Source organism: Helicobacter sp. NHP19-003, from assembly GCF_019703305.1.
Taxonomy (GTDB): domain Bacteria; phylum Campylobacterota; class Campylobacteria; order Campylobacterales; family Helicobacteraceae; genus Helicobacter; species Helicobacter gastrocanis.
In genome coordinates this window covers 1,379,872-1,400,029 of record NZ_AP024814.1, presented here as the reverse complement: position 1 = coordinate 1,400,029, position 20,158 = coordinate 1,379,872, and the positions used below count along the sequence as shown (strand labels likewise).

The following is a 20,158-nucleotide window of genomic DNA, read 5'->3' as shown; positions in this document are numbered from 1 at the left end:
CTGTACATCGCTACCAAGTTCGCATAAAACCCGAATGTTTTGGCTGTGGCTGTCATACACCCAGTGCTTGTCAAAGGCGTTCTTTGCGCCTTAAGTTGCCATTGATGTCTAGCAAGTAAAAGCGGTTTTTATCTTGGCGTTTGCGTTGCATTTGTTGGGCTAAGTGGGGGTCAAGTCCGCCAAAGCCGCCATCGGACACGACTAATAAATCCGCCTTTTTGTAGTTTTGCTCTTGCATCGCCCTTAAGCCCTCTTTTAAGGCGAGGCCGACATCTGTCCCGCCCCCAAAGCTCAGGCTCAAAAACTCATTGAGCCATGCAATCCCCCCGCCCTTGCTTAAATCCATCGCCGTTGTTTGGGAGCTAAAATTGATGAGAAAGCAAGCCCGTTTGCTCTTTTTGGCATGTGAGGCTAAAAACAACGCCAAAGCCTTAGCGATGAGCTCGGGCGTGCCGCTTGTCGAAGCGCTGGTATCCACGCAAACGATGATAGGCCCCTTTGCGCCCTCTTTTTCTTGTGCCTTTTCTTGCTCCACCTCTACTTCCTCTATGCCCTCTAAGTGGCGGTCAATGTAGCCCTGCTTTTCAAAGCAAAACAGCCGTTTTTCCACGAATTTAAGGGTGAAAAGGATTTCTAAATCGGGGTCATTGAGCAGGGCTAACTCTTGGGGGATGAGATTTTCTAAGTCGTTGCTTAAATGAATCCCACAAATTTCCTCTTTGTAGTCCCTTGTTACTTGTTTTTCTGTGTAAGAGTAGCTTTGCAACTCTTTTATCATTTCCTTCACCATCTCTTGTTGCATTTCCTTCATCCGCCCGAGCAAATCGCAAATCGCCATTAAAGCCTTGTTATTTTTGATTTGGTTAAAAAGGGCTAAGATTTGGGCAAGGTTTAGGCGTTTAGGGTTTGCGCCATGTAAAGTAAAGCCCTGCGTTCTTGTTGCTCTTTTTTGCCCCCCTTGCTCTAGCTCTAGCCCCGTGTCTAGCCCTTCTAAATTTTCTAACGCCCTTTTTTGCGCCTTGGCTTCGCCCAAGTCCTCCAAGTCTAGGGCTTCTAGAGCAAGATTTTTAGCGTCCATAAACAGCCCGTCTTTGCCAAAGAGTTCTGGGGATTGTTTGGCGAGTTGCTTGGCTTGCCATAGGGCTTTAAACCACGCCTGCATGCGTGTTAAAAAATCCTGCTTTATCTTGGCTTGCGTGGCGTGCTTCCATGTGGCGATTTTGTCCTCTAACACCCCTTGCCACTTGTCTAAGATGAAGCGGTGCAAGGTCGCTTGGTCCTCTTGGCTCTTAAGCGTCTTTTCTTGGGTGTCTATGAAACTTAAATCCGCTTGGGGGTTGTGGGCGTGGAAGGCTTGACGGGTGGTTTTGGCTAAATCTTTTTGCTCTAGGTGGGCGTGTTTGCGTTGGTAATGCTCTAGGCTTTCCTCAAAAAAGGGGTGGTCTTTTAGTGCCTCTTTGACTTGGCTGTCTTTTTCTTGACAGGCGCGCTCAAACTCTTTAGCAATCTCGGGGTCGTCTAAAAGTCCGTAGGTTTGGAGGTCGTTCATTTTTTATTAAGTTCGTGTTTTCGTTGTATTGCAACAGCAAGTCCTAAAAGATGGGGGACACAATTATGCTTGCCGGGATTAAAGAGACTGCGTCTTGAACTATTCCTACCTCTACTGCACGGATAGGATTTTTTCTCAAGCTCTCCCCGTAAATCCTCCTTACTCATGGACGCATGGCAATATGTATTTAAAAGTCGTTCAATGTCTTCAACAGCATTTTTAAACTCTTGTGTGTCAATTACTCCGACATCAGTAATCTCTCCATGTGCTTTAATAATGTCTGTAATGCTCTCACAGAGTTTAGAAGTATCCTGTGTTCCTGTGGATTTGCTAGATTTGGGCGGTTGTTGCGTGGGAGGGTCTTTATAGATTTCCTCTAATTGTAAAGGCAGCACCTTAAACGCTTGTAAGACTTCTTGCGTGCCACTAAAGGCGATTTCTTGGTCTTGGGTGGATAAAAACACATTGGCGTTTTGATGCATTTCTTGCAAGTCTTGTTCTAGTGTGCTGGTGTGGGCTTGCATTTCTTGGAGGGCGTGCTGGTAGGTTTTCTCAAAGTCCTCTGGGCTTTTGTGGGCGCGCACCCACTCTAGGTATTTCAAGCTCTCTTGTGCCTTTTCTAGGTCTTTCGCCTTTGCGTGGCTGGTCTTCAACACTTGCGTTAAAATCGCATGGACTAGGGGGATTTGCTCCAAGCTGTCCCATAAACAATGCCTGAGCAAAGCCAAATCCGGGGGCGTAACTTGGTTTTGGTCGCTGAGTAAGGCGGACACTTGTAAAAGCTGGGCGCATTGCTTGAAACGCCGATCAGAAGGGCTGGCGATTAAATGAAGGTCGGGCTCTGTGTTTTCCTCGCCCTCTTTGCTGGGCGCATTGTCGCCTAAAAATTGGGCGATCAAAGCGGGGTTGTGCTTTAGTTGCTCTAAGCTCGCCTTGATGGCGTGCAAACTCTCTATGGCTTCTGGGCTAAAGGGGATTTGTCTGGCCTCTTTGTGTATCGCCTCTAATGCCTCTAGGCTAAAGGCGTGCTGGTTAGAGCTTGCGCCCTCTTGGCTGGCGATGAGCTGTAAAAAATTCTCTTTAGACTTTAGGGGCTCCACAAAATAGCGCAAGAGCATGCGGTCATACAGGGCTTCTAAGCCTTGATTGGCTGGGGGGAACTCATTGCTCGCACACACAATGCCCTTAAGGGGGACGGGAATATTTTTATCGCCCTGTTTAAACAACCTTTCGTTGATGATGGTGAGTAAGGTGTTTAAGATGGCGGGCGAGCTTTTCCAAAATCTCGTCTAAAAAGGCAAAATGGGCGGTGGGTAAGTAGCCCTCAATGTTGCGTATGAGCTTGTTTTCCTTCAGTGCGCCGATGTCAATGGGCCCAAAAATGTCCTCTGGGGTAGAAAAGCGGTGCATGAGCGCACTGAAAAAGGGCGTGGTTTTGTCGTCTTTAGACGCAAAGGCAAGGCTAACTTTCCGTGCAATCATCGACTTAGCCGTGCCGGGAGGTCCATATAAAAAAATCGCCTTACCGGCAAAACAAGCCAGCAACACCAAACGGACGCATTCCTCGCGTTCATATAAATCTTTTTCTAACTCTGTGATGAGGTTTTTAACTTTGGTTTTGTATTGGTTGTTTAAGGGCATGGATTCCTCTCGCTCAAATAGAAGAAACATTATAACTTAAGTGCGTGTGCTTAAAACGTTATAATCCACCAAAAATTAAAGGCTTTGTGTGGGTCTATGGGTGGTGTTGGGAATCCATTTTTTGGCATTGCTGACCCCGGGACCAGATTTCTTTCTAATCAGTGCCTATGCCCTTAAAACACAATTTAAACACGCTTTAAAAGCGGTTTTGGGCGTGGGGCTTGGCAATTTGGTGTGGATTGTGCTCTCCTTGTTTGGCTTAAAAAGTTTGTCCATCGCTTTTCCTTTTTTGCAAACTTCTTTGGCTCTTTTAGGGGCGTTTTATTTGCTCTATTTGGCGTTTTTGTGCCTAAGACCTAGTGCGCCCATTAAATTCAAGCCCGTTAGTACAAGGCGAGTTTTTTTTAAGCGGATTTTTCACCAATCTTTTAAACCCCAAAGCCATGCTTTATTTTGGCAGCATTTTTTCGGGACTTAATCTCTTTTACAGCAACGCCACACTCATTTGGCTCACTTGCTGCTTGGAAGTGGAGACTCTTTTGTATTTTGCAGCGGTGGCTTTTCTATTTTCTAAGGACAAAATGCGCGCCCTCTATGGCAAATACTACAAAGTGGCCGACTACCTTTGCGCCTTGATTTTTACTGCCTTTGCGCTGTTTATTTTAGCCCGCCACACCAAGGCGTGGCTTTAGGGGTTATTTTTGTTCGGGTTGCCAAATGGTCTTTTCTGAGGGGGTGTAATCCTTTTCGTCCTCTAGAATTTGTTGTTTGGTTTCGCTACAAGCGGTGCATAAAAAGGCCAAAATCCCCGCCAAAAGCAATACGCGCATCGCAATCCTTTCAGAAAAATCTAAGTGTCCATTATAAACCCAAAAGGTTAAAAAGCCCTAAATACCCCCAGCCGCTGCTACGCTTTTTTGGGCAATTTGCGTGATTTTAGCCCACTCTTTGGCTTGCACAAACTCTCTGGGGGCTAACCACGACCCCCCCACACACAGCACATTGTCTAACTTAAGATAAGCCTCCATGTTTTCCAAAGAAATCCCCCCAGTGGGGCAGAAATACACCTCTTTAAAGGGACCAGCAAAAGATTTAAGCATCGCCACACCTCCAGCCGCCTGTGCCGGAAAGAACTTTAAATGTTTGAAACCATGCTCCAAAGCCAACATCACCTCGCTGGCACTCGCCACGCCGGGGATGAGCGGGATTTGGCTCTCTTTAGAAGCGTTGGCTAAGGCTAAAGTGAACCCAGGGCTTATGGCAAACTTGGCCCCCGCTTCCTGTGCTTTCTTAAAATCTAGCGCACTCAACACCGTGCCCGCACCCACAACTGCCTCGGGCACTTCTTGGCTGATCCACTCGATCGCCCCTAAAGCCTCTTTGGTGCGCAAGGTGATCTCTAGCACCTGAATGCCCCCCTGCACCAAAGCCCTAGCCAAAGGCACGGCGTCTTTGGCTTCTTCAACGACCATCACGGGGACAATGCGCCCGGCGTTTAAAATGTCAAAGGCTTGCATGGCTACTCTCCAAAGATCACTGCGCCCGTTTCCGTGCTCCCGGCTAGAAGGCGCATGCCGGCAAAGAGTTCACGCCCGCTCCCAAAGGGATCACGCAAAAAGGGCACAGAGGGCAAGCGTTCCTTCCACTCTTGATCCTCCACCAACACTTGCAAAATCCCCTCTTTGGCATCTAAGAGCAATATGTCCCCATCTTGGATTTTGGCAATCCCCCCGCCTAAAAGTGCCTCTGGACTCACCTGAATCGCGGCGGGCACTTTACCCGATGCCCCACTCATGCGCCCATCTGTTACAAGGGCGACTTTAAAGCCCTGATCTTGCAGAGTGCCTAAAATGGGGGTGAGTTTGTGCAACTCGGGCATGCCATTAGCCCTAGGACCTTGGTAGGGCAAAATGGCGATGAAATCTTTTTGCAACTCTTGGCGATTGAAACGATCGATGAAATCCTGTTGCGACTCAAAGATCAGGGCGGGGGCTTTGATGGTGTGGTGTTTAGCATCAACGGCCGACACTTTCATCACAGCCCGCCCCACATTGCCCTTAAGGATTTCAAGCCCCCCATTGGGCAAAAAGGGCTCTGCAGCGCCCCTTAAAATGTCGGTGTTGTGGCTTGCTTTTGCCCCCTCTTTGTAAACCACTTTCTCCCCATCTAAGTAGGGGTTTTGTGTGTAGGGCTTTAAACCCTGCCCCATGATTGTATGGCAATCCTCGTGCAACAACCCGGCATTTAACAACTCACGCACCACAAAGGCTAACCCGCCTGCCGCCTCAAATTGGTTGACATCGGCCTGCCCGTTGGGATAAATTTTGGCAAGTAATGGGGTGATTTTAGAAATGGCGGCAAAGTCGTCCCAATTGATCACGATCCCGGCAGCTTTGGCGATGGCGATCAAGTGGATGGTGTGGTTTGTAGAACCCCCCGTTGCCATAAGGCCCACGATGGCGTTGACAATGTTCTTTTCGGTGATCATCTCTCCGATGGGTTTGGGGGTTTGTGTCGCCATTAAGGTGGCAGCTTTGTGGACTAAGGCTTTTCTTAGCGGAGTGTGGGGGTGTATAAAGGCGGAGTTTGGCAGGTGCAACCCCATGAGCTCCACCATCATTTGGTTAGAGTTAGCCGTGCCATAGAAGGTACATGTGCCATCTGAGTGGTAGGATTTCATTTCACTCTCCAAAAGCTCTTGCCTAGACACCTTGCCCTGCGCAAAAAGCTCACGCACTTTAGATTTTTGGGCATTTGCTAGCCCGCTAGCCATAGGGCCAGCGGGGACGAAGATTGCAGGCAGATGTCCAAAACTAAGAGCCCCGATGAGTAACCCCGGCACAATTTTATCGCACACGCCGAGGTAAAACGCCCCATCAAAGACATTGTGTGAGAGCGCAATAGCCGTACTCATGGCAATCACATCGCGCGAAAACAAACTAAGCTCCATACCACTATAGCCTTGCGTGATTCCATCGCACATCGCCGGCACGCCACCGGCCATTTGCCCAAACGCCTCGTGTTGTAAGAGGGTTTCTTTGATCCAGTCCGGGTAATCTTTTAGGGGTTTGTGTGCCGAGAGCATGTCATTGTAAGCGGAGATGATCGCAAAGTTTGGCTTGTCATTTGTCTTGATCTTTGCCTTGATGTGCTCGGGCAAGCCAGCATAGGTGTGCGCTAAATTCGCACAGCCCAAATCCTCGCGCTGGATTTTGCGTTGCGCCTTAGAGGTGCGCTCTAAGTAGGCCTCTCTGGTTTCGCGACTGCGTTCAATGATACCTTTGGTAATGTCCTCTAGGGCTTTTTTGGGCATGTGTACCTCCGTATAGTCGTTTATGGGCGCAATGATACTACAATTTTTAAAATCTCTAAAAAAGGAGAGCCATGCAAGAGTGCCACTTCATCTTACTAGGGGCCACGGGCGATTTGGCCATGCGCAAAATCTTCCCCGCCCTGTTTAGGGCAAGCCAAGCAGGCCTAAAACCCAGCATCTGCGCTTGCGCCAAAAGCCCCTTAAGCACACCAGAGTTTCTAGACAAACTCAACACAAGGGCACAAGAATATATCAAAAGTCTAGACCCCAGTGCGTGGGAGGATTTTAGCGCAAACATCAGTTATACCCCCCTAGATTTGACAAGGCTAGAGGATTTTAAGGCACTTCAAGCCACCCATCCCAACACAATCATTTACTTCTCCATCGCCCCAGAGTTTTTTGCCAAAGCCTGCCAAAACCTCGCCGCTGTGGGCTTAAACACCCCCAATATCAAAATCGTGTTGGAAAAGCCTTTGGGCACGGATTTAAAATCTTGCCAAGAGATTTGCCAAGAAATCGGGCAACACTTCAAAGAAGAGCAAATTTACCGCATCGACCACTACTTAGGCAAACAAAGCGTGCACAATCTCTTTTACTTGCGCCACAACAATCCCTTTTTAGCCGGCTTGCTTGGGGCAAATTACTTAGACCATGTGCAAGTCAGCGTGTTAGAGACATTAGGAGTGGAGAGCCGCGGAGGCTTTTATGACCCGATGGGGGCTTTGCGCGACATGCTCCAAAACCATATGTTGCAAATACTTGCCCTAAGCACCATCCCCGCAAACATCCCTATAGAACGCACGAGGCAAGCGAAGTTAGAAATTCTAAAAAGCCTAAAACCCCTAAGCCGAGCAGCCCTAAAAAGTCAAGTCGTGCGGGGGCAATACATAGCAGGCGGGGGGTTAAAGGGGTATACAGAGGAAGAGCAAGTAAACCACAACAGCCAAACGGAAACTTTTGTCGCTTTAAAGCTGGAGTTAGACCACCCAAGCTGGCAGGGCGTGCCTTTTTACCTGCGCACGGGCAAGCGCATGGGTATATCCTTGGTGCAAGTGGTCTTTGTGTTTAAGGGCCCTCCACAGGCCCTGGTTTACACCATACAGCCCCAGTGTAGCCTAGAGCTGCAACTGCAGGGCATGGGGGCTTTGAAAAGCACGCTAGATTCGGGGATGGACGCTTATGAGCGGCTGATTTTAGAGGTGGTGGCGGGCAACCAAGCCCCCTTCAACCACCAAGACGAGCTAGAAGCCGCTTGGAGCTTTGTAGACCCTATTTTACAAAGTTGGCATGAAAACCTAACCCCCCTCTTGCCCTATACGGTCGGCAGCTTTGGGCCACAGGCCGCCTTTGATCTCTTACATCAAGACAACCGGGAGTGGTTTGCCCATGTTTAAACTTTATTCTTTCAACAGCCCCAAAGAGAGCGCGCAGGCTCTAGCTATTGAGATCGCCACGCAACTGAGGCGGATTTTAAGCGTGAAAGAGCGCACAGGGCTTGCCCTCTCAGGGGGTAAGTCGCCCATTTTGTTTTTGCAAGAGTTGAGCCAAATGCCCCTAGAGTGGGGCAAGTGCCGCATCAGCCTCGTGGATGAGAGGGTTTTGCCCTTGATGGACCCTGAAAACAACGCCCTGTTGGTGCACACGCATTTTTTGAAAAACAAAGCCCAAGCCGCCCCTTTCACGCCCCTAGTCTTGGACTCGAGTGTCAGCACTGAAGAGATGTTAAAACATGCGAGAGCGAGCTACACGCAGTCCGATTTGGCAGTGCTTGGCATGGGCGCAGATGGGCACACGGCTTCGCTCTTTGCCTGTGCGCCTGAGTATGAAAACGCCCTAACCAGCAAAGAACCCATCGTCGCTACAACCCCCACAAGTGCGCCCTTTAAACGCCTGAGCATGTCCTTAAAGGCACTTGAAAGTTGCCAAGAATTGTTTTTACTCATCAGCGGGGATCAAAAAAGGGCGGTGTTTGAGCGTGCATGTCTTGCCCTAGAACCTAGTTTACCCATTTCTTACATCTTGCATTCTCAAAAGGTGGTTTGCCATGTCTACTGCGCCTGACAACTATCCGCGCCTTTTAGCCGACATCGGGGGGACAAACGCCCGCTTTGGACTAGAGGTCGCCCCCGGGCAATTAGAATCTGTAGAGGTTTTAGCTTGTCAAGATTTTGACACGATTGTGGATGCCACAAGGCGTTATCTTAAAGATATGGGGCATCCAAACATCAAACACGCCGCCTTTGCGCTGGCTAACCCTGTGGTGGGCGATTGGATACAGATGACCAACCATCACTGGGCGTTTTCTGTGGAAACCACCCGCCAAGCATTGGGCTTTTCTACGCTCTTGGTCATCAACGACTTCACCGCCCAAGCCTATGGCATTTCTCAACTCAAAGAGGAGGAGCTGGTGCAAGTGGGCGGGACAATGTGTGCCATTGGTGCGCCCAAGCTCGTGATAGGACCTGGCACGGGGTTAGGGGTCAGTGCACTCATCCCCTGCCATGATGGCTCGTATGTGGCTTTGGCGGGCGAGGGCGGGCATGTGAGCTTTGCGCCTTTTGACGACACTGAGATCATGCTATGGAAGTACGCCAAGAAAAAATACGGGCATGTGTCCGCTGAGCGCTTTTTAAGCGGGGCGGGGCTGGTGTTGATCTACGAGGCTTTGGCAAACAGAGAGGGGATCAAATCCTCTCAAATGACTCCAAAGCGCATCGGCGAGCAAGCCCTAAGCGGCAATTCCCCCCTATGCCGTTTGACTTTAGACTTATTTTGCACAATTTTAGGCACAGTGGCTTCTAACATGGCTTTGGTTTTGGGCGCAAGGAGTGGGGTGTATTTGTGTGGGGGGATCATCCCGCGCTTTCTCGAGTACTTCAAAACCTCCCCCTTTCGAATCCGCTTTGAAAACAAAGGGCGCTTTGATGCCTACTTGGCTGCAATCCCCGTGTATGTAGTGCTGGCTAAATATCCCGGCATTGCTGGGGTTGGCATCGCCCTAGAAAACCACCTACGCAAAGAGAACGCATGAAAGCCTTGACACAACTTGCCGCCTTTAAAGCCCTACAAGAACATTTTGAGGGCATGAAACAGCAACACATGAAAGACATGTTTCAAGCCGACCCCCAGCGTGCCAAACGATATTTTTTAAAAAATGGCTCTGTGAGTTTAGATTACTCTAAAAACCGCATAGACGACACGACTTTAAAACTTCTAAGGGACTTAGCCAAAGAGTGCGGGCTAGCTGAAAAAATCCAAGCCATGTTTAGCGGCGAGAAAATCAACAGTACAGAAGAACGCGCCGCTTTGCATACGGCTTTGCGTTATCAGGGGCAAGAGCCTATTTTTGTAGATGGCGTGGATGTCTTGCCTCAGGTGTACCAAGTTTTAGAACGCATGGAGAAGTTTAGCGACATGGTGCGCTGTGGGGAGTGGCTGGGCTACACAAATCAGGTCATCACCGATGTGGTCAATATTGGCATCGGTGGCTCAGATTTGGGCTCTTTAATGGTGTGTAAGGCGTTGCGCCACTTTGCCAGCCCCCGTTTGAATATGTACTTTGTGTCTAATGTGGACGGGACACAATTACAGGGCGTGTTGGACAAAATCCACCCGGAAACCACGCTTTTCATTGTGGCGTCTAAGACTTTTTCTACACAAGAAACCCTAACTAACGCCCTAAGCGCTAGGCAATGGTTTTTAGCCCATGCGCTCAATGAAGCCCACATTGCTAAACACTTTGTCGCCGTTTCCACGAATAAAGAAGCCGTGCAAGCCTTTGGGATCGACACACAAAACATGTTTAGCTTCTGGAATTGGGTAGGGGGGCGTTATAGTCTGTGGTCGGCGATCGGGCTTTCGATCATGATTTATTTAGGCAAACAGAATTTTAAAGATTTGTTGTGTGGGGCGTATGAAATGGATGAGCACTTTAAAAACGCCCCTTTTGAGCGCAACATGCCTGTGATTTTAGCCCTACTTGGCATTTGGTACATCAATCTGTTCGATGCAGGCAGCCACCTCATCGCCCCTTATGACCAGTACTTGCGCTACTTCCCTAGATTCATCCAACAGTTGGACATGGAGAGCAATGGCAAGAGCACCACTTTAGAGGGACAAGCCGTAGACTACGACACAGGACCCATCATTTGGGGGGATTTGGGGATCAACTCCCAACATGCGTTTTTTCAACTCTTGCACCAGGGCACGCACATCAGCCCAATTGACTTCATCGTGTCCTTAAGCAAAGAGGGGCATTTACCCGAACACCACGACATTTTAGTGAGCAATATGTTTGCCCAAGCCCAGGCCTTTATGCAGGGCAAGGACTATAAGCAGGCTTACCAAGAGCTCATAGACATGGGAAAGGATGCAGAGAAAGCCAAGAGTTTAGCGCACCATCGGGTGTTTTCGGGCAACCGCCCTAGCAATGTGATTTTGCTAGACACTATTTGTCCTAAGAGTGTGGGGGCACTCATCGCCCTTTACGAACACAAAATCTTCGTGCAAGGCGTGGTTTGGAACATCAATAGTTTTGACCAGTGGGGGGTGGAATTGGGTAAAGAGTTGGCAAAGGGCATTTTGGAACGCCTTAAGGGCAAAAGCCCCACAAAGCCCCTAGACGCTTCTACACAACACTTAGTAGAAGTCTATCAAGCGTTTAACAAAGGAGTTTAAATGCAAACCAAGAGCAACACTTTTGCACTCGCGGCCTTGACCGCTTTGTTTTTTGCGATGGGCTTCATCACCGTTTTAAACGATGTGCTGATCCCACACTTGAAAAAAATCTTTGAGCTCAACCACACAGAGGCGGCTTTGGTGCAGTTTTGTTTCTTTGGGGCTTACTTCATCACGGGCGGATTTTTCGGCAAATTGCTGGAGAAAATCGGCTACCCCGCCGGCGTGGTGGGGGGCTTTTTACTCAGCGCGATCGGCTGTATTTTATTCTACCCCGCTGCCTCCACAGCGTCCTATCCCATTTTCTTAGGAGCACTCTTTATTTTAGCCAGTGGGGTCGTACTTTTACAAACCGCTGGCAACCCCTTTGTAACTTTGCTAGCCCCCGGCAAAGAGGCCAGCGCGCTCACTTTAGTGCAGGCCTTTAACTCTTTGGGCACCACCCTTGGGCCACTTTTTGGGGCGTATTTGATTGCCTCTAACACCGATAAAATCATCGACAAGGTCAAAGAGGCACAATCGGTGCAAATCCCCTATTTAATGATCGCCGGGACATTGATTGTCTTAGGGATCATTGTCTATTTTTTGAAACTGCCCGATGTGCGTGAGAGAGCCGAGCAAATCAGCGAACACAACCACGATGGCAAAAAAAGTGCGCTAGAGTACCGCCATTTTGTCTTTGGGGCAGGAGCGATTTTTTTTTATGTGGGTGGAGAGGTGTCGATCGGCTCATTCTTGGTCTTAACGATGGAGGAAATCGCCCACATCCCTGAAAAAGTCGGCTCGCACAATTTGATCTACTACTGGGGTGGGGCGATGGTGGGGCGTTTCATCGGCAGCTTAGTCATGCAAAAAATCGCCCCCCACAAATGCCTTGCCTTCAATGCGAGTGTAAATATTCTCTTGCTTGGCATCGCTTTGGCCTTACACAACGCCACAAGCATTTACTTTTTACTCTCCATCGGGCTGTTTAACTCCATCATGTTCCCCACGATCTTTTCTCTAGCCACAAAGGGCTTGGGGCGATTCACAAGCCAAGCTTCTGGGATTGTCTGCATGGCGATTGTGGGGGGGGCGGTTGTGCCCATCATCCAGGGTTACATCGCCGACATACACAGCTTTGGGATTTTGATCTCTTACATGGTGCCTATGGCGTGCTATGTTTATATCTTGGTCTTTGCGGTCTATTTTTACTCTGTTAGAGAGCGCACGCATGTCCATTAAGCAAGCATTTAAAAGAAAGTGCTAGACTAGGAGCTTAAATTAAGTCAAGGAGTCGAGATGAATGCACAACAACATGCTAAACTCGTCTTGCTGTTGGATGCTTTACAAAAACAACTGGGTTACTTACGAACGGAATGCGCCGCCGCTAAGGTGCGCTTAGATGGCTTGCGGGCGCAGTATGCCCAAGTGGCTTTAACGCACACCGCTCCTGTCTCTCCAGCACACAGTGCAACCCTCAAAAAAAAGTGCACAGAGGTCTAATCCGGCCAGCCACTTAAAAAGCGCGTGCCTTATGCGCGCTTTGAGATAAAAAACACCTATCCGTTAACCATCTTTTAAGAAAATCATACTAATAATACAAACATAGCACTAAAGGAACACTATGTTGAGATTTCTCCTTGCTTGTTTGTTGGCACTCCCCCTTTTTGCCGCGACTCCTAAAGATACTTTAGTCATCGGCGTGGAGAACGAGACCGCCCGCATCAACCCCCTTTTTGACGAGGACCACGACAGCGCGCTCGATTTTGTCTTTAGCGGATTGACCCGTCTTAGCCCCGACATGCGCCCACAACCCGATTTAGCTACAAGCTGGGAGGTGAGCCCCGATGGCTTAATTTGGGTGTTTCACTTAAGAAAGGGCGTTTTGTGGCATGATGGCAAGTCCTTCAGTGCGCAAGATGTCAAATTCACTCTAGAGCAAGCCCAAAATCCTAAGCTCAACGCCCCCGCGCGGGCGAATTTTAGCGAGATCAAAAGCGTGCAGGTACTAGACGCTTACACCTTAAAAATCACCCTAAAAGCCCCCTTCCCCCCGCTTTTAGATGTCTTGAGTGTCGGCATTTTGCCTAAACACCTCTTAGAGGGCAAGGATTTAAACACCGACCCTTTCAATCAACACCCCATCGGCACAGGGCCCTTTAAATTCGTGCGCTGGCAAAAGGGGGCGTATATCAGCTTTGTCGCCAACGACAAATTTTATCGGGGTGCACCCAAATCTAAAAAGGCCGTGTTAAAGATTGTCCCCGATTTCAATGTCCGCACCTATGAGGTCAAGAGCGGGGCGATTGATGTCGCCCTAGTGGAGCCAAATTTAAGCAAGAGCTTGGAGAGCGATCCGCACATTAAAATCTTAGATTGCAAGAGTGCTGATTATCGGGCATTAATGTTTAACTTTGACAACCCTCTTTTAAAGTCCTTAGTTGTGCGGCTTGCCATCAACTACGCCATCAACCGCCCCCTAATCGCCCAAAAAATCTTGCACGGCTATGGCTTTGTGGCTAACAACCCCATACAAGCAAGCTGGGCAAACGACTCCAAAGCCAAAGCCTACCCCTATGACCCAGGCAAAGCCCAAGAAATCTTAAAAAAAGATGGCTGGGTGCTGAAAGACAAAGTTTTTTATAAAAATGGCAAACCTTTAGCCTTTGACATTTACGCCTTCAACACCGATCCTTTAAGGGTAACTTTGGCGAATATTTTACAAAGTGAGTTAGCCAGAGTGGGGATTAAAGCCACAGCGATCGCCAAAAACCACGGGGCGTTTGAAATCAGCAAAGTGGACAGCTTCATCATCGGCTGGGGCAGCCCCCTAGACCCTGACCTACAAACCTACCGCATCTTTGCTACAAACATGGAGTGGAACTACAACCACTACAGCGACCAAGCGGTGGACTTGGCTTTAAACAAAGCCCGCACCGCCACAAGCAGGGCGACTCGCAAATTGTGGTACGCTAAATTCATTGAGGATTTGCACAACAATCCGCCCTTTGCGTTTTTGGTGTATTTGCGCTATCCCTTAGCCTACCGCTCTAATGTCCATGGCATCAAGCCCACAATTTTAGGGCATCATGGGGCTAGGTTCACTTATGATGTTGCCGAGTGGAGCAAGGATTAGTGCCTTTTGTGTTTAGAAAAATTATGGGGGCATGTGTGCTTTTGCTGGTCTTTAGCTTTGTGGTGTTTGTGGCGCTGGACTGGTCAAGCGGGAGTGTGCTATCAGGTATTTATGGCGATGGTGTGCAAGCAGCCAACCCTCTTCTTAAAGCCCGCTTGTTGGCAAATTTAGGTCTAGATCGCCCTCTTTTGGTGCGCTATTTTGAGTGGTTGGGGCGGTTTTTAAGGGGGATTTGGGGGTTAGTTTGGCAAGTGGGGAGAGTGTGGCAAGCATTTTAAAAGAGGGTTTGCCCTACACATTAATATTGGGGTTAACGAGTTTTGGGCTCAGTTTTGTTTTGGCGTTGATTTTGGGGGTGGTTGGGGCGTATTTTAAAGACTCATGGCTGGATAAAACGATCATTTACACCACTCTAGGCTTTTTTAGTGTGCCGAGTTTTTGGCTAGGGTTAGTGGCGATCATGTTGTTTAGCGTGCTTTTAGGCTGGTTGCCTAGCTCTGGGGTGGGTGAAATAGGCGCAAGCCCCACTTTTGGCGATTTAATGCGCCACATGTTCTTGCCCATATGTGTTCTGACCTTGTCGCATTTAGCCATCTACACCCGCCTTGTGCGCTCGGTGGTGCTAGACACTTTCAAAGAACCTTTTTGCTTAAGTTATCAAGCGTGGGGGGTGAGTAGAGCGTGGCGGTTTTGGCTGGTGTTGCGCTTTTGTTTTTTACCCATTGTGGGGTATTTTGCAGCAAACGCGGGAGCGATTTTGGGAGGGACTTATGTCGTGGAGAGCGTGTTTTCCATTGGCGGGATCGGGCAAAGCACCATCAACGCCCTCTTACACAAAGACTATCCTCTAGCCTTGAGCATCATCATGTTGAGTGCCTTTTTTGTCGTGGGGCTGAATGTCGGCGTGGCACTTTTAGCAAAATGGCTTAATCCCAAATGGTGAAGTTGAAGTTTATCCTTGTGCTGGGGGGCTTGCTTTTGATCTTGTGCTTGCCCCTTTTTGCACCCTTTGACCCGACTGCCATACATTTGGAGGCGTTGAAGTTGCCCCCAAGCCACACGCATTGGTTAGGTACGGATTTTTTGGGCAGGGATGAGTTTTCAAGACTCTTGTTTGCTTTAAGAAACTCCGTTTTTGTGGGGCTTGTGGGGGGGTTTTTGGCATTAGTCATTGCCTTAGCCTTTGCTTTTTTAGTGCTGTTTGCGCCCAAGTGGGGGCGCTCTGGCTTGCTGGGCTTTTTGGATGGCTTTTTGGCTTTGCCTAATTTATTGTTGATTTTGCTTTTTAGCGCATTTAGCCAACGGGGGCTAGGGCTTTTGGGCTTGGGCGGGCTGTTATCGCTTTTTTTGTGGCCGCAAATGGCAAAAGTTTTAGCCGATAGCTTTAGAGAAATTGCCACAAGGGAGTTTATCACCAATGAGCGGGCTTTGGGAGCAAGTCGGCTTGAGATCGCCTTTTTAGAGATTTTGCCTTTGGCTAAGAACAGCGTGTTTGTGCTTTTAGCAAATACCTGCGCGCATGCCATCAGTGCCGAGGCCCTGCTTAGTTTCTTTGGGCTGGGGTTAAAAGTGGGGGAGGCGAGTTTAGGCAACATGCTAAACGAGGCTTCGCAGGCGATTTTTACGGGGGTGTGGTGGCTGGTGCTGGTGCCGGGTTTAGCGGTGTTTTTAGTGGTCTTTGCTTTAGCGTGGGCGGGGGAGCGTGGGCGTGCTTAGCGTGCAAAATTTGGGTGTGTCTAGCCCTAGTGGGGCGATTTTACAAAATATCAGTTTTAGCACGGCTAAGCATTTAGCCATTTTGGGCGTGAGTGGGAGTGGCAAAAGCACTTTGGCTAAGGCGTTTTGTGGGCTATTGCCCTCCACATTTAGTGTGCATTACACCCACTTGGCCTTAAGCGCACAAGCGGGCTATGTGTTTCAAGACTGCATTTCTTGTTTTTACCCTTACCTTAAGATTAAAGACACCTTTAAAATGGTGCTAAAAGAGCACACCGCCAAAGGCAAAAACTTGCTAGAGAGCCTTAATGTCCCCTTGAAGGTGTGGGGGGCTTACCCCCATGAGCTCAGTCGGGGGATGGCGAGTCGGGTACAAATCGCTTTAAATTTAGCCCTAAAGAAAGAAATTTTATTTTTAGATGAGGTGACAAGTTCGCTAGATAAATCAAACACGCAAGGTGTTATAGATTTGCTTTTGAGTTTATCCGTGCAAAGGGTGGTGATCACGCATGATGAGGAAGTGGCGTTAAAATTATGCGATGAGGTGCTGGTGTTGAAGAGTGGGCGGGGAGCCTATTTTGGCGCAATTAAGGAGTATTTATGCTTTTAGAGGTGCTGGAGCTGTCTAAGTCCTATGGGGCACAAAAGGTGTTAGATGGGGTGAGTTTTAGTCTAGAGAGGGGGGAGTTGGTGGCACTGATGGGGGCTAGTGGGTGTGGCAAAAGCACACTGGCAAAGTGCATTGCCCGTTTAGAGCCTTTCAATGGGGGGCAAGTTTTATACGAGCAACAAGACATTTTACAAATGGAGGAAAAGCCCTTTAGGCAGGTGTTACAGTATATTTTTCAAGATCAACTCACTGCCCTCAACCCTTCTAAAAAAGTGAAGGATTTGTTAGGCAGTGTGTGCCGGCGGTTTAAAACCCACGCCTTGTTAAACGAGGCTTTAGAGTTTGCCAAATTAAGCCCCAAACTTTTAGAGCGCTACCCCAGGGAGTTAAGCGGAGGCGAGAGGCAAAGGCTAGGCATCGCACGGGCGATGCTGGTTTGCCCCGAGGTGTTGCTCTTAGATGAAACCACAAGCGCGCTGGATAAAAAGCTGAAGCACGAAATCATGCAAGTGGCGCGCACCTACCAACAAGAGAAGCAAATCACAATGCTTTTCATCACCCACGATGAAGCTTTAGCCAGGGGGTATTGTGAGCGGTTTTTAAGGCTTGATGGAGGGATGTTGCTCTAGGCGTTAAGCTGAAAAGTTTTAATTGTTTAGGCTGACTTAATATGATGGGCGTGTTGCACCCTTTTTGTTAAACCTTGCCCGCAATCTAAAAATTTTTACCCTACACAAGCAACACGCAAGGCGTTCAACATTGCCACATCAAGTTTATTGGAGCAAGTGGGTTTAAGCCCTAAGAGTGGCGGCGGTACAGCCATGATAGATTTTGTTTTGCAAAAGAGGCTTTATGGTGGGGGGCTAAACTTTTTAGGCAAACGACCGGACTTAATCATTTGCGATGATGTGGAAAATGGCCAAAGAATCCAATCTAAGAAATACCGCGAGGACATCTACAAGCAATTTGAAAGCGCGGTGCTCAAATTGCCCGCCAGAAAGGGCGATTATAGTGTGCTGGTGGTGGGCACGACCTTACACGAGGAGTGCCTTTTGTTGCGTTTAGAAAACCGCTACAATGCCAAGAGCTACAATTTCCCCCTCGTGCTGGACTTTGGCCCAAAGATAGACGGCCTAAGCCCAGCCAACATCGATGGCTACGATCTTGACAGTGTGCTTTTAGACGACTCCAGCCTAGATAAAAAAGAGGTGCTGATGGAGTTTTTGCAAAACAAAAGCGCGTTTTTTGCCGAGTTCCAAAACACCCCCACCCACTCTAAAGACGCGATTTTGGGCGACTTTGCCACTTATGAAAACTTGCCCGAGAAAATAGACGCGGTCTTTATGGGCATCGACCCTGCGCTTGGCAAGGACAAGGGCGACTTCTTCGCCATCGCCTGCGTGTTTTTTTGCAAAGCCCAAATGCGCTACTTTGCCAGCGTGCGCGCCTACAAAGAAAAACCCGACAAAATGATCGGCATTGTCCTTGAAACCTACAGCCACGCGCATAAAATCTGCCCCTTCATTAAGGTCGGTATTGAAGTGGTGGCGTTTCAAGCGTTTTTTAAAGACCAGCTCAAAAAGCGCGCCCTAGAGCTAGGGCTTAGCTTTTTTAGGCCGATTGAGTTGAAAAACACGGCGCACAAAGAGATGCGCATAGACAGCCTCGCCCCCCTTTTAGCCGACCGCTCTCTTGTCATCGAGCAATTCAGCCACGAGCTTGTCAGCGAGCTTGAGACCTACCCCAAAGGCGCGCATGACGACTGCCTAGACGCGCTGGAATTTGCCATGCGCTTGGCGCGCACGCGCCAAATGGTCGACTACCGCCAAATTAAAGCCCGGGTGAAAACGCGTTTTGGCAAGCCCAAAAAGGGGTTTAGGTTGTAAGCCCCCAACTATAGCTATGGGGAGCATGTCAAAGATTTAAGAAATGGCAAGAAAAATAAGGTTATACTTGCCCTAGTGGTTAGAGCAAGGGCGGACACCCTAAAGCGTCCGCCCCCACTCAAGGCTTTAGCGTAATGGTGAAGCGAGCACCATCACGACCACTAGGACAATGATAAGTTTCATCTGCGTGTCTCCTTTTGAGGAAACGCGTTACGTTTCTTCCCACTGTGATCCCTAACCCACTAACCGAAGTCAGTTGCTCCAAATCGCTTAAAGTGGACACGCAAAGTATCTGCGCATTTTAACACATCATGGTTAAAATAACTTGAGCCTCACACCACCAGCGCGCGTTGCCCTTTCACATTCACCACGCGCGCCCTAAAGCTAGTGGTAAAGATGATTTGGCTATCATGCCCCCCTGATTGTTTTTTAAAGGGTTTTTTTGCGTTTTTTAGCCTTTTTGCTCCTGTTGTGTGGGGCGTTGTCTGCCGAGTATGGAGGGATTTTTGTTTACACGGGGGGGGTTTATTCACAAGCCACGCTCAAGGCGCAAGCCACCGCTAAAGCCGGCACGCACCTTAGCACCCCCACCCCCCTATCACGATTCCTTCTCGTTGGGGGGCTACAATTTAGGGCTGGGCTTCAAGCATTTCATGGGGGCTAAACGCCGCTTTGGCCTGCGCTACCATTTGGACTTTAGCCAAAACTTCGGGCAAAGAGATGTCGCCTATTTGGGGCTGGGCATGGACGCGCTGGTTAGTCTGTATGAGAAGAAGGACTTCATCTTTGGGCTCTTTGGTGGGTTTGAGCTGGCTGTGCAACGCTGGGCGCGCGTGGCAGGGGTGGCCCAAGAGTTCAGCGCGAAAATCCAATACCAAGGCGGGCTTTTACAGGGCCAAAGCACCACCTTTACAAGCGAGCAGGGGGCGTTAAACTTCCAACTGCCCATCTCTCTTGGCTTGCGGGTGAAAAAACACTTGGTCAGTGTGGAGTTTGGGGCGTTTTTCCCTTAAACCATCCCATTTTGGCAACACATCCACCACTCTATCTAGCAAGTACAAATTCATCTCTTGCCTTAGAGGGGTGTATTTTTTGTCGATGGCACACTTTGTATCAAAGATGGCTTCAAGTTTTTCTCCTGTACCTCCATCTAATATAAAAAAGGCATTAGCATAGTGCAAAAAATGGAAAAAGCGTAGATCGAAAGTTTTGGGTTGTGTTGCATCAAAAAAGTAATCGCTCCATTTATTGTCAATGGCACTCAAGAGTTCATGGGGAATACTGGTTTGCTGCTCTATAAAGGCTTTGAGGTTTTCAAATTTGCTCAAGGCTTTGCCCCGTGCATTCAACTTAATGTAAAGTTCTTCACCCAATCCAAACGCACCCATGTCGATCACACTAAAGGTGATGTACTTCAATCTATCCTCTAAGTGCTCTTTATACTCTAAACGCTTTAAAAAATCCTTGTCCTTATCTTTGATGTCCTCTAGGCGTTCATACAAGCGATCGAGGGTGCAGATCATAGCTTTAATGGTGGGGTCGTTTTTAAGGTCCTCTTTTTCACCAAATTTCCCCCTTGTAAGATCGTTTCACTGGGCCACTTGTCGGTTGCAAAAGAACTAGATTTTTTTAAAAGTTTTTCGCAAAA

Annotated in this window: 22 protein-coding genes and 1 pseudogene; 16 read left to right on the top strand and 7 right to left on the bottom strand. The window is 48.7% G+C overall.

The window, feature by feature from the left end; genetic code table 11:
- Nucleotides 1-70 precede the first annotated feature (70 nt).
- From K6J72_RS07235 to K6J72_RS07225, 3 genes are read right to left on the bottom strand one after another with little or no spacing between them, the layout of a single operon-like run.
- Nucleotides 71-1,549, bottom strand: coding sequence for a VWA domain-containing protein (locus tag K6J72_RS07235; RefSeq protein WP_260320574.1), 1,479 nt, complete (start codon nucleotides 1,547-1,549; stop codon nucleotides 71-73).
- Nucleotides 1,546-2,775 carry an ATPase gene (locus K6J72_RS07230; protein ID WP_260320573.1) on the bottom strand — a complete coding sequence of 410 codons (1,230 nt, stop codon included), beginning with the start codon at nucleotides 2,773-2,775 and terminating at the stop codon, nucleotides 1,546-1,548. Before K6J72_RS07230 ends, K6J72_RS07235 begins: the two co-directional genes overlap by 4 nt.
- Nucleotides 2,768-3,220: an AAA family ATPase gene (locus tag K6J72_RS07225; RefSeq protein WP_260320572.1), complete on the bottom strand. Its 453-nt coding sequence runs from the start codon at nucleotides 3,218-3,220 to the stop codon at nucleotides 2,768-2,770. The genes K6J72_RS07230 and K6J72_RS07225 overlap by 8 nt, the downstream gene beginning before the upstream one ends.
- 58 nt (nucleotides 3,221-3,278) lie before the next feature.
- Here K6J72_RS07225 and K6J72_RS08660 point away from each other — a divergent pair.
- Nucleotides 3,279-3,882 (top strand): annotated as a pseudogene (locus K6J72_RS08660) (LysE family transporter).
- Nucleotides 3,883-3,885: 3 nt separating this feature from the next.
- Here K6J72_RS08660 and K6J72_RS08515 read toward each other — a convergent pair.
- The 3 genes from K6J72_RS08515 to edd are packed head-to-tail and all read right to left on the bottom strand — an operon-like array spanning nucleotide 3,886 to nucleotide 6,503.
- Nucleotides 3,886-4,020, bottom strand: coding sequence for an HP0135 family lipoprotein (locus K6J72_RS08515; RefSeq protein ID WP_260320570.1), 135 nt, complete (start codon nucleotides 4,018-4,020; stop codon nucleotides 3,886-3,888).
- A 57-nt stretch (nucleotides 4,021-4,077) separates the two neighbouring features.
- Nucleotides 4,078-4,707, bottom strand: coding sequence for a bifunctional 4-hydroxy-2-oxoglutarate aldolase/2-dehydro-3-deoxy-phosphogluconate aldolase (locus tag K6J72_RS07215; RefSeq protein WP_221279411.1), 630 nt, complete (start codon nucleotides 4,705-4,707; stop codon nucleotides 4,078-4,080).
- A 2-nt stretch (nucleotides 4,708-4,709) separates the two neighbouring features.
- On the bottom strand, nucleotides 4,710-6,503 hold the full coding sequence (gene edd / locus K6J72_RS07210) for a phosphogluconate dehydratase (protein WP_221279410.1): 1,794 nt from the start codon (nucleotides 6,501-6,503) through the stop codon (nucleotides 4,710-4,712).
- Nucleotides 6,504-6,574: 71 nt separating this feature from the next.
- Between edd and K6J72_RS07205 the strand changes: the two genes are divergently transcribed.
- The 15 genes from K6J72_RS07205 (at nucleotide 6,575) to K6J72_RS07140 (ending at nucleotide 19,523) form a co-directional block, all read left to right on the top strand.
- Nucleotides 6,575-7,897, top strand: a complete 1,323-nt coding sequence (locus K6J72_RS07205) for a glucose-6-phosphate dehydrogenase (protein WP_221279409.1) — start codon at nucleotides 6,575-6,577, stop codon at nucleotides 7,895-7,897.
- Nucleotides 7,890-8,564, top strand: coding sequence for a 6-phosphogluconolactonase (gene pgl / locus K6J72_RS07200; protein WP_221279408.1), 675 nt, complete (start codon nucleotides 7,890-7,892; stop codon nucleotides 8,562-8,564). Before K6J72_RS07205 ends, pgl begins: the two co-directional genes overlap by 8 nt.
- The gene (locus K6J72_RS07195) at nucleotides 8,548-9,534 is read left to right on the top strand and encodes a glucokinase (protein ID WP_221279407.1); all 987 of its coding nucleotides are present in this window, start codon (nucleotides 8,548-8,550) and stop codon (nucleotides 9,532-9,534) included. Before pgl ends, K6J72_RS07195 begins: the two co-directional genes overlap by 17 nt.
- The gene (gene pgi / locus K6J72_RS07190) at nucleotides 9,531-11,180 is read left to right on the top strand and encodes a glucose-6-phosphate isomerase (protein ID WP_221279406.1); all 1,650 of its coding nucleotides are present in this window, start codon (nucleotides 9,531-9,533) and stop codon (nucleotides 11,178-11,180) included. Before K6J72_RS07195 ends, pgi begins: the two co-directional genes overlap by 4 nt.
- On the top strand, nucleotides 11,181-12,404 hold the full coding sequence (locus K6J72_RS07185; RefSeq protein ID WP_221279405.1) for a sugar MFS transporter: 1,224 nt from the start codon (nucleotides 11,181-11,183) through the stop codon (nucleotides 12,402-12,404).
- 57 nt (nucleotides 12,405-12,461) lie between these two features.
- A complete protein-coding gene (locus K6J72_RS07180; protein WP_221279404.1) occupies nucleotides 12,462-12,665 on the top strand; it encodes a hypothetical protein in 204 nt (67 codons plus the stop codon).
- 121 nt (nucleotides 12,666-12,786) lie between these two features.
- Nucleotides 12,787-14,298 (top strand): ABC transporter substrate-binding protein, encoded by a 1,512-nt coding sequence (locus K6J72_RS07175; protein ID WP_221279403.1) that lies wholly within the window; start codon nucleotides 12,787-12,789, stop codon nucleotides 14,296-14,298.
- Between the two features lie 8 nt (nucleotides 14,299-14,306).
- Entirely contained in the window at nucleotides 14,307-14,576 is a 270-nt protein-coding gene (locus K6J72_RS08510; RefSeq protein ID WP_260320569.1) for an ABC transporter permease family protein, read from the top strand.
- On the top strand, nucleotides 14,531-15,241 hold the full coding sequence (locus K6J72_RS07170) for an ABC transporter permease (RefSeq protein WP_260320568.1): 711 nt from the start codon (nucleotides 14,531-14,533) through the stop codon (nucleotides 15,239-15,241). The genes K6J72_RS08510 and K6J72_RS07170 overlap by 46 nt, the downstream gene beginning before the upstream one ends.
- Nucleotides 15,235-16,014, top strand: coding sequence for an ABC transporter permease (locus tag K6J72_RS07165; RefSeq protein ID WP_221279402.1), 780 nt, complete (start codon nucleotides 15,235-15,237; stop codon nucleotides 16,012-16,014). Before K6J72_RS07170 ends, K6J72_RS07165 begins: the two co-directional genes overlap by 7 nt.
- Nucleotides 16,007-16,624 (top strand): ATP-binding cassette domain-containing protein, encoded by a 618-nt coding sequence (locus K6J72_RS07160; protein WP_221279401.1) that lies wholly within the window; start codon nucleotides 16,007-16,009, stop codon nucleotides 16,622-16,624. Before K6J72_RS07165 ends, K6J72_RS07160 begins: the two co-directional genes overlap by 8 nt.
- Nucleotides 16,615-17,253: an ABC transporter ATP-binding protein gene (locus K6J72_RS07155; RefSeq protein WP_221279400.1), complete on the top strand. Its 639-nt coding sequence runs from the start codon at nucleotides 16,615-16,617 to the stop codon at nucleotides 17,251-17,253. The genes K6J72_RS07160 and K6J72_RS07155 overlap by 10 nt, the downstream gene beginning before the upstream one ends.
- Nucleotides 17,254-17,445: 192 nt before the next feature.
- Nucleotides 17,446-18,510, top strand: coding sequence for a hypothetical protein (locus K6J72_RS07150; protein WP_221279399.1), 1,065 nt, complete (start codon nucleotides 17,446-17,448; stop codon nucleotides 18,508-18,510).
- 442 nt (nucleotides 18,511-18,952) lie between these two features.
- Nucleotides 18,953-19,174 (top strand): hypothetical protein, encoded by a 222-nt coding sequence (locus tag K6J72_RS07145; protein ID WP_221279398.1) that lies wholly within the window; start codon nucleotides 18,953-18,955, stop codon nucleotides 19,172-19,174.
- Nucleotides 19,164-19,523 carry an outer membrane beta-barrel protein gene (locus K6J72_RS07140; protein WP_221279397.1) on the top strand — a complete coding sequence of 120 codons (360 nt, stop codon included), beginning with the start codon at nucleotides 19,164-19,166 and terminating at the stop codon, nucleotides 19,521-19,523. Before K6J72_RS07145 ends, K6J72_RS07140 begins: the two co-directional genes overlap by 11 nt.
- On the opposite strand, the gene K6J72_RS07135 is transcribed toward K6J72_RS07140, so the two are convergent.
- Complete coding sequence (locus tag K6J72_RS07135; RefSeq protein ID WP_221279396.1) at nucleotides 19,440-20,033, bottom strand: hypothetical protein; 594 nt, start codon at nucleotides 20,031-20,033, stop codon at nucleotides 19,440-19,442. The two genes, K6J72_RS07140 and K6J72_RS07135, sit on opposite strands and share 84 nt — an antisense overlap.
- Between the last annotated feature and the right edge of the window lie 125 nt (nucleotides 20,034-20,158).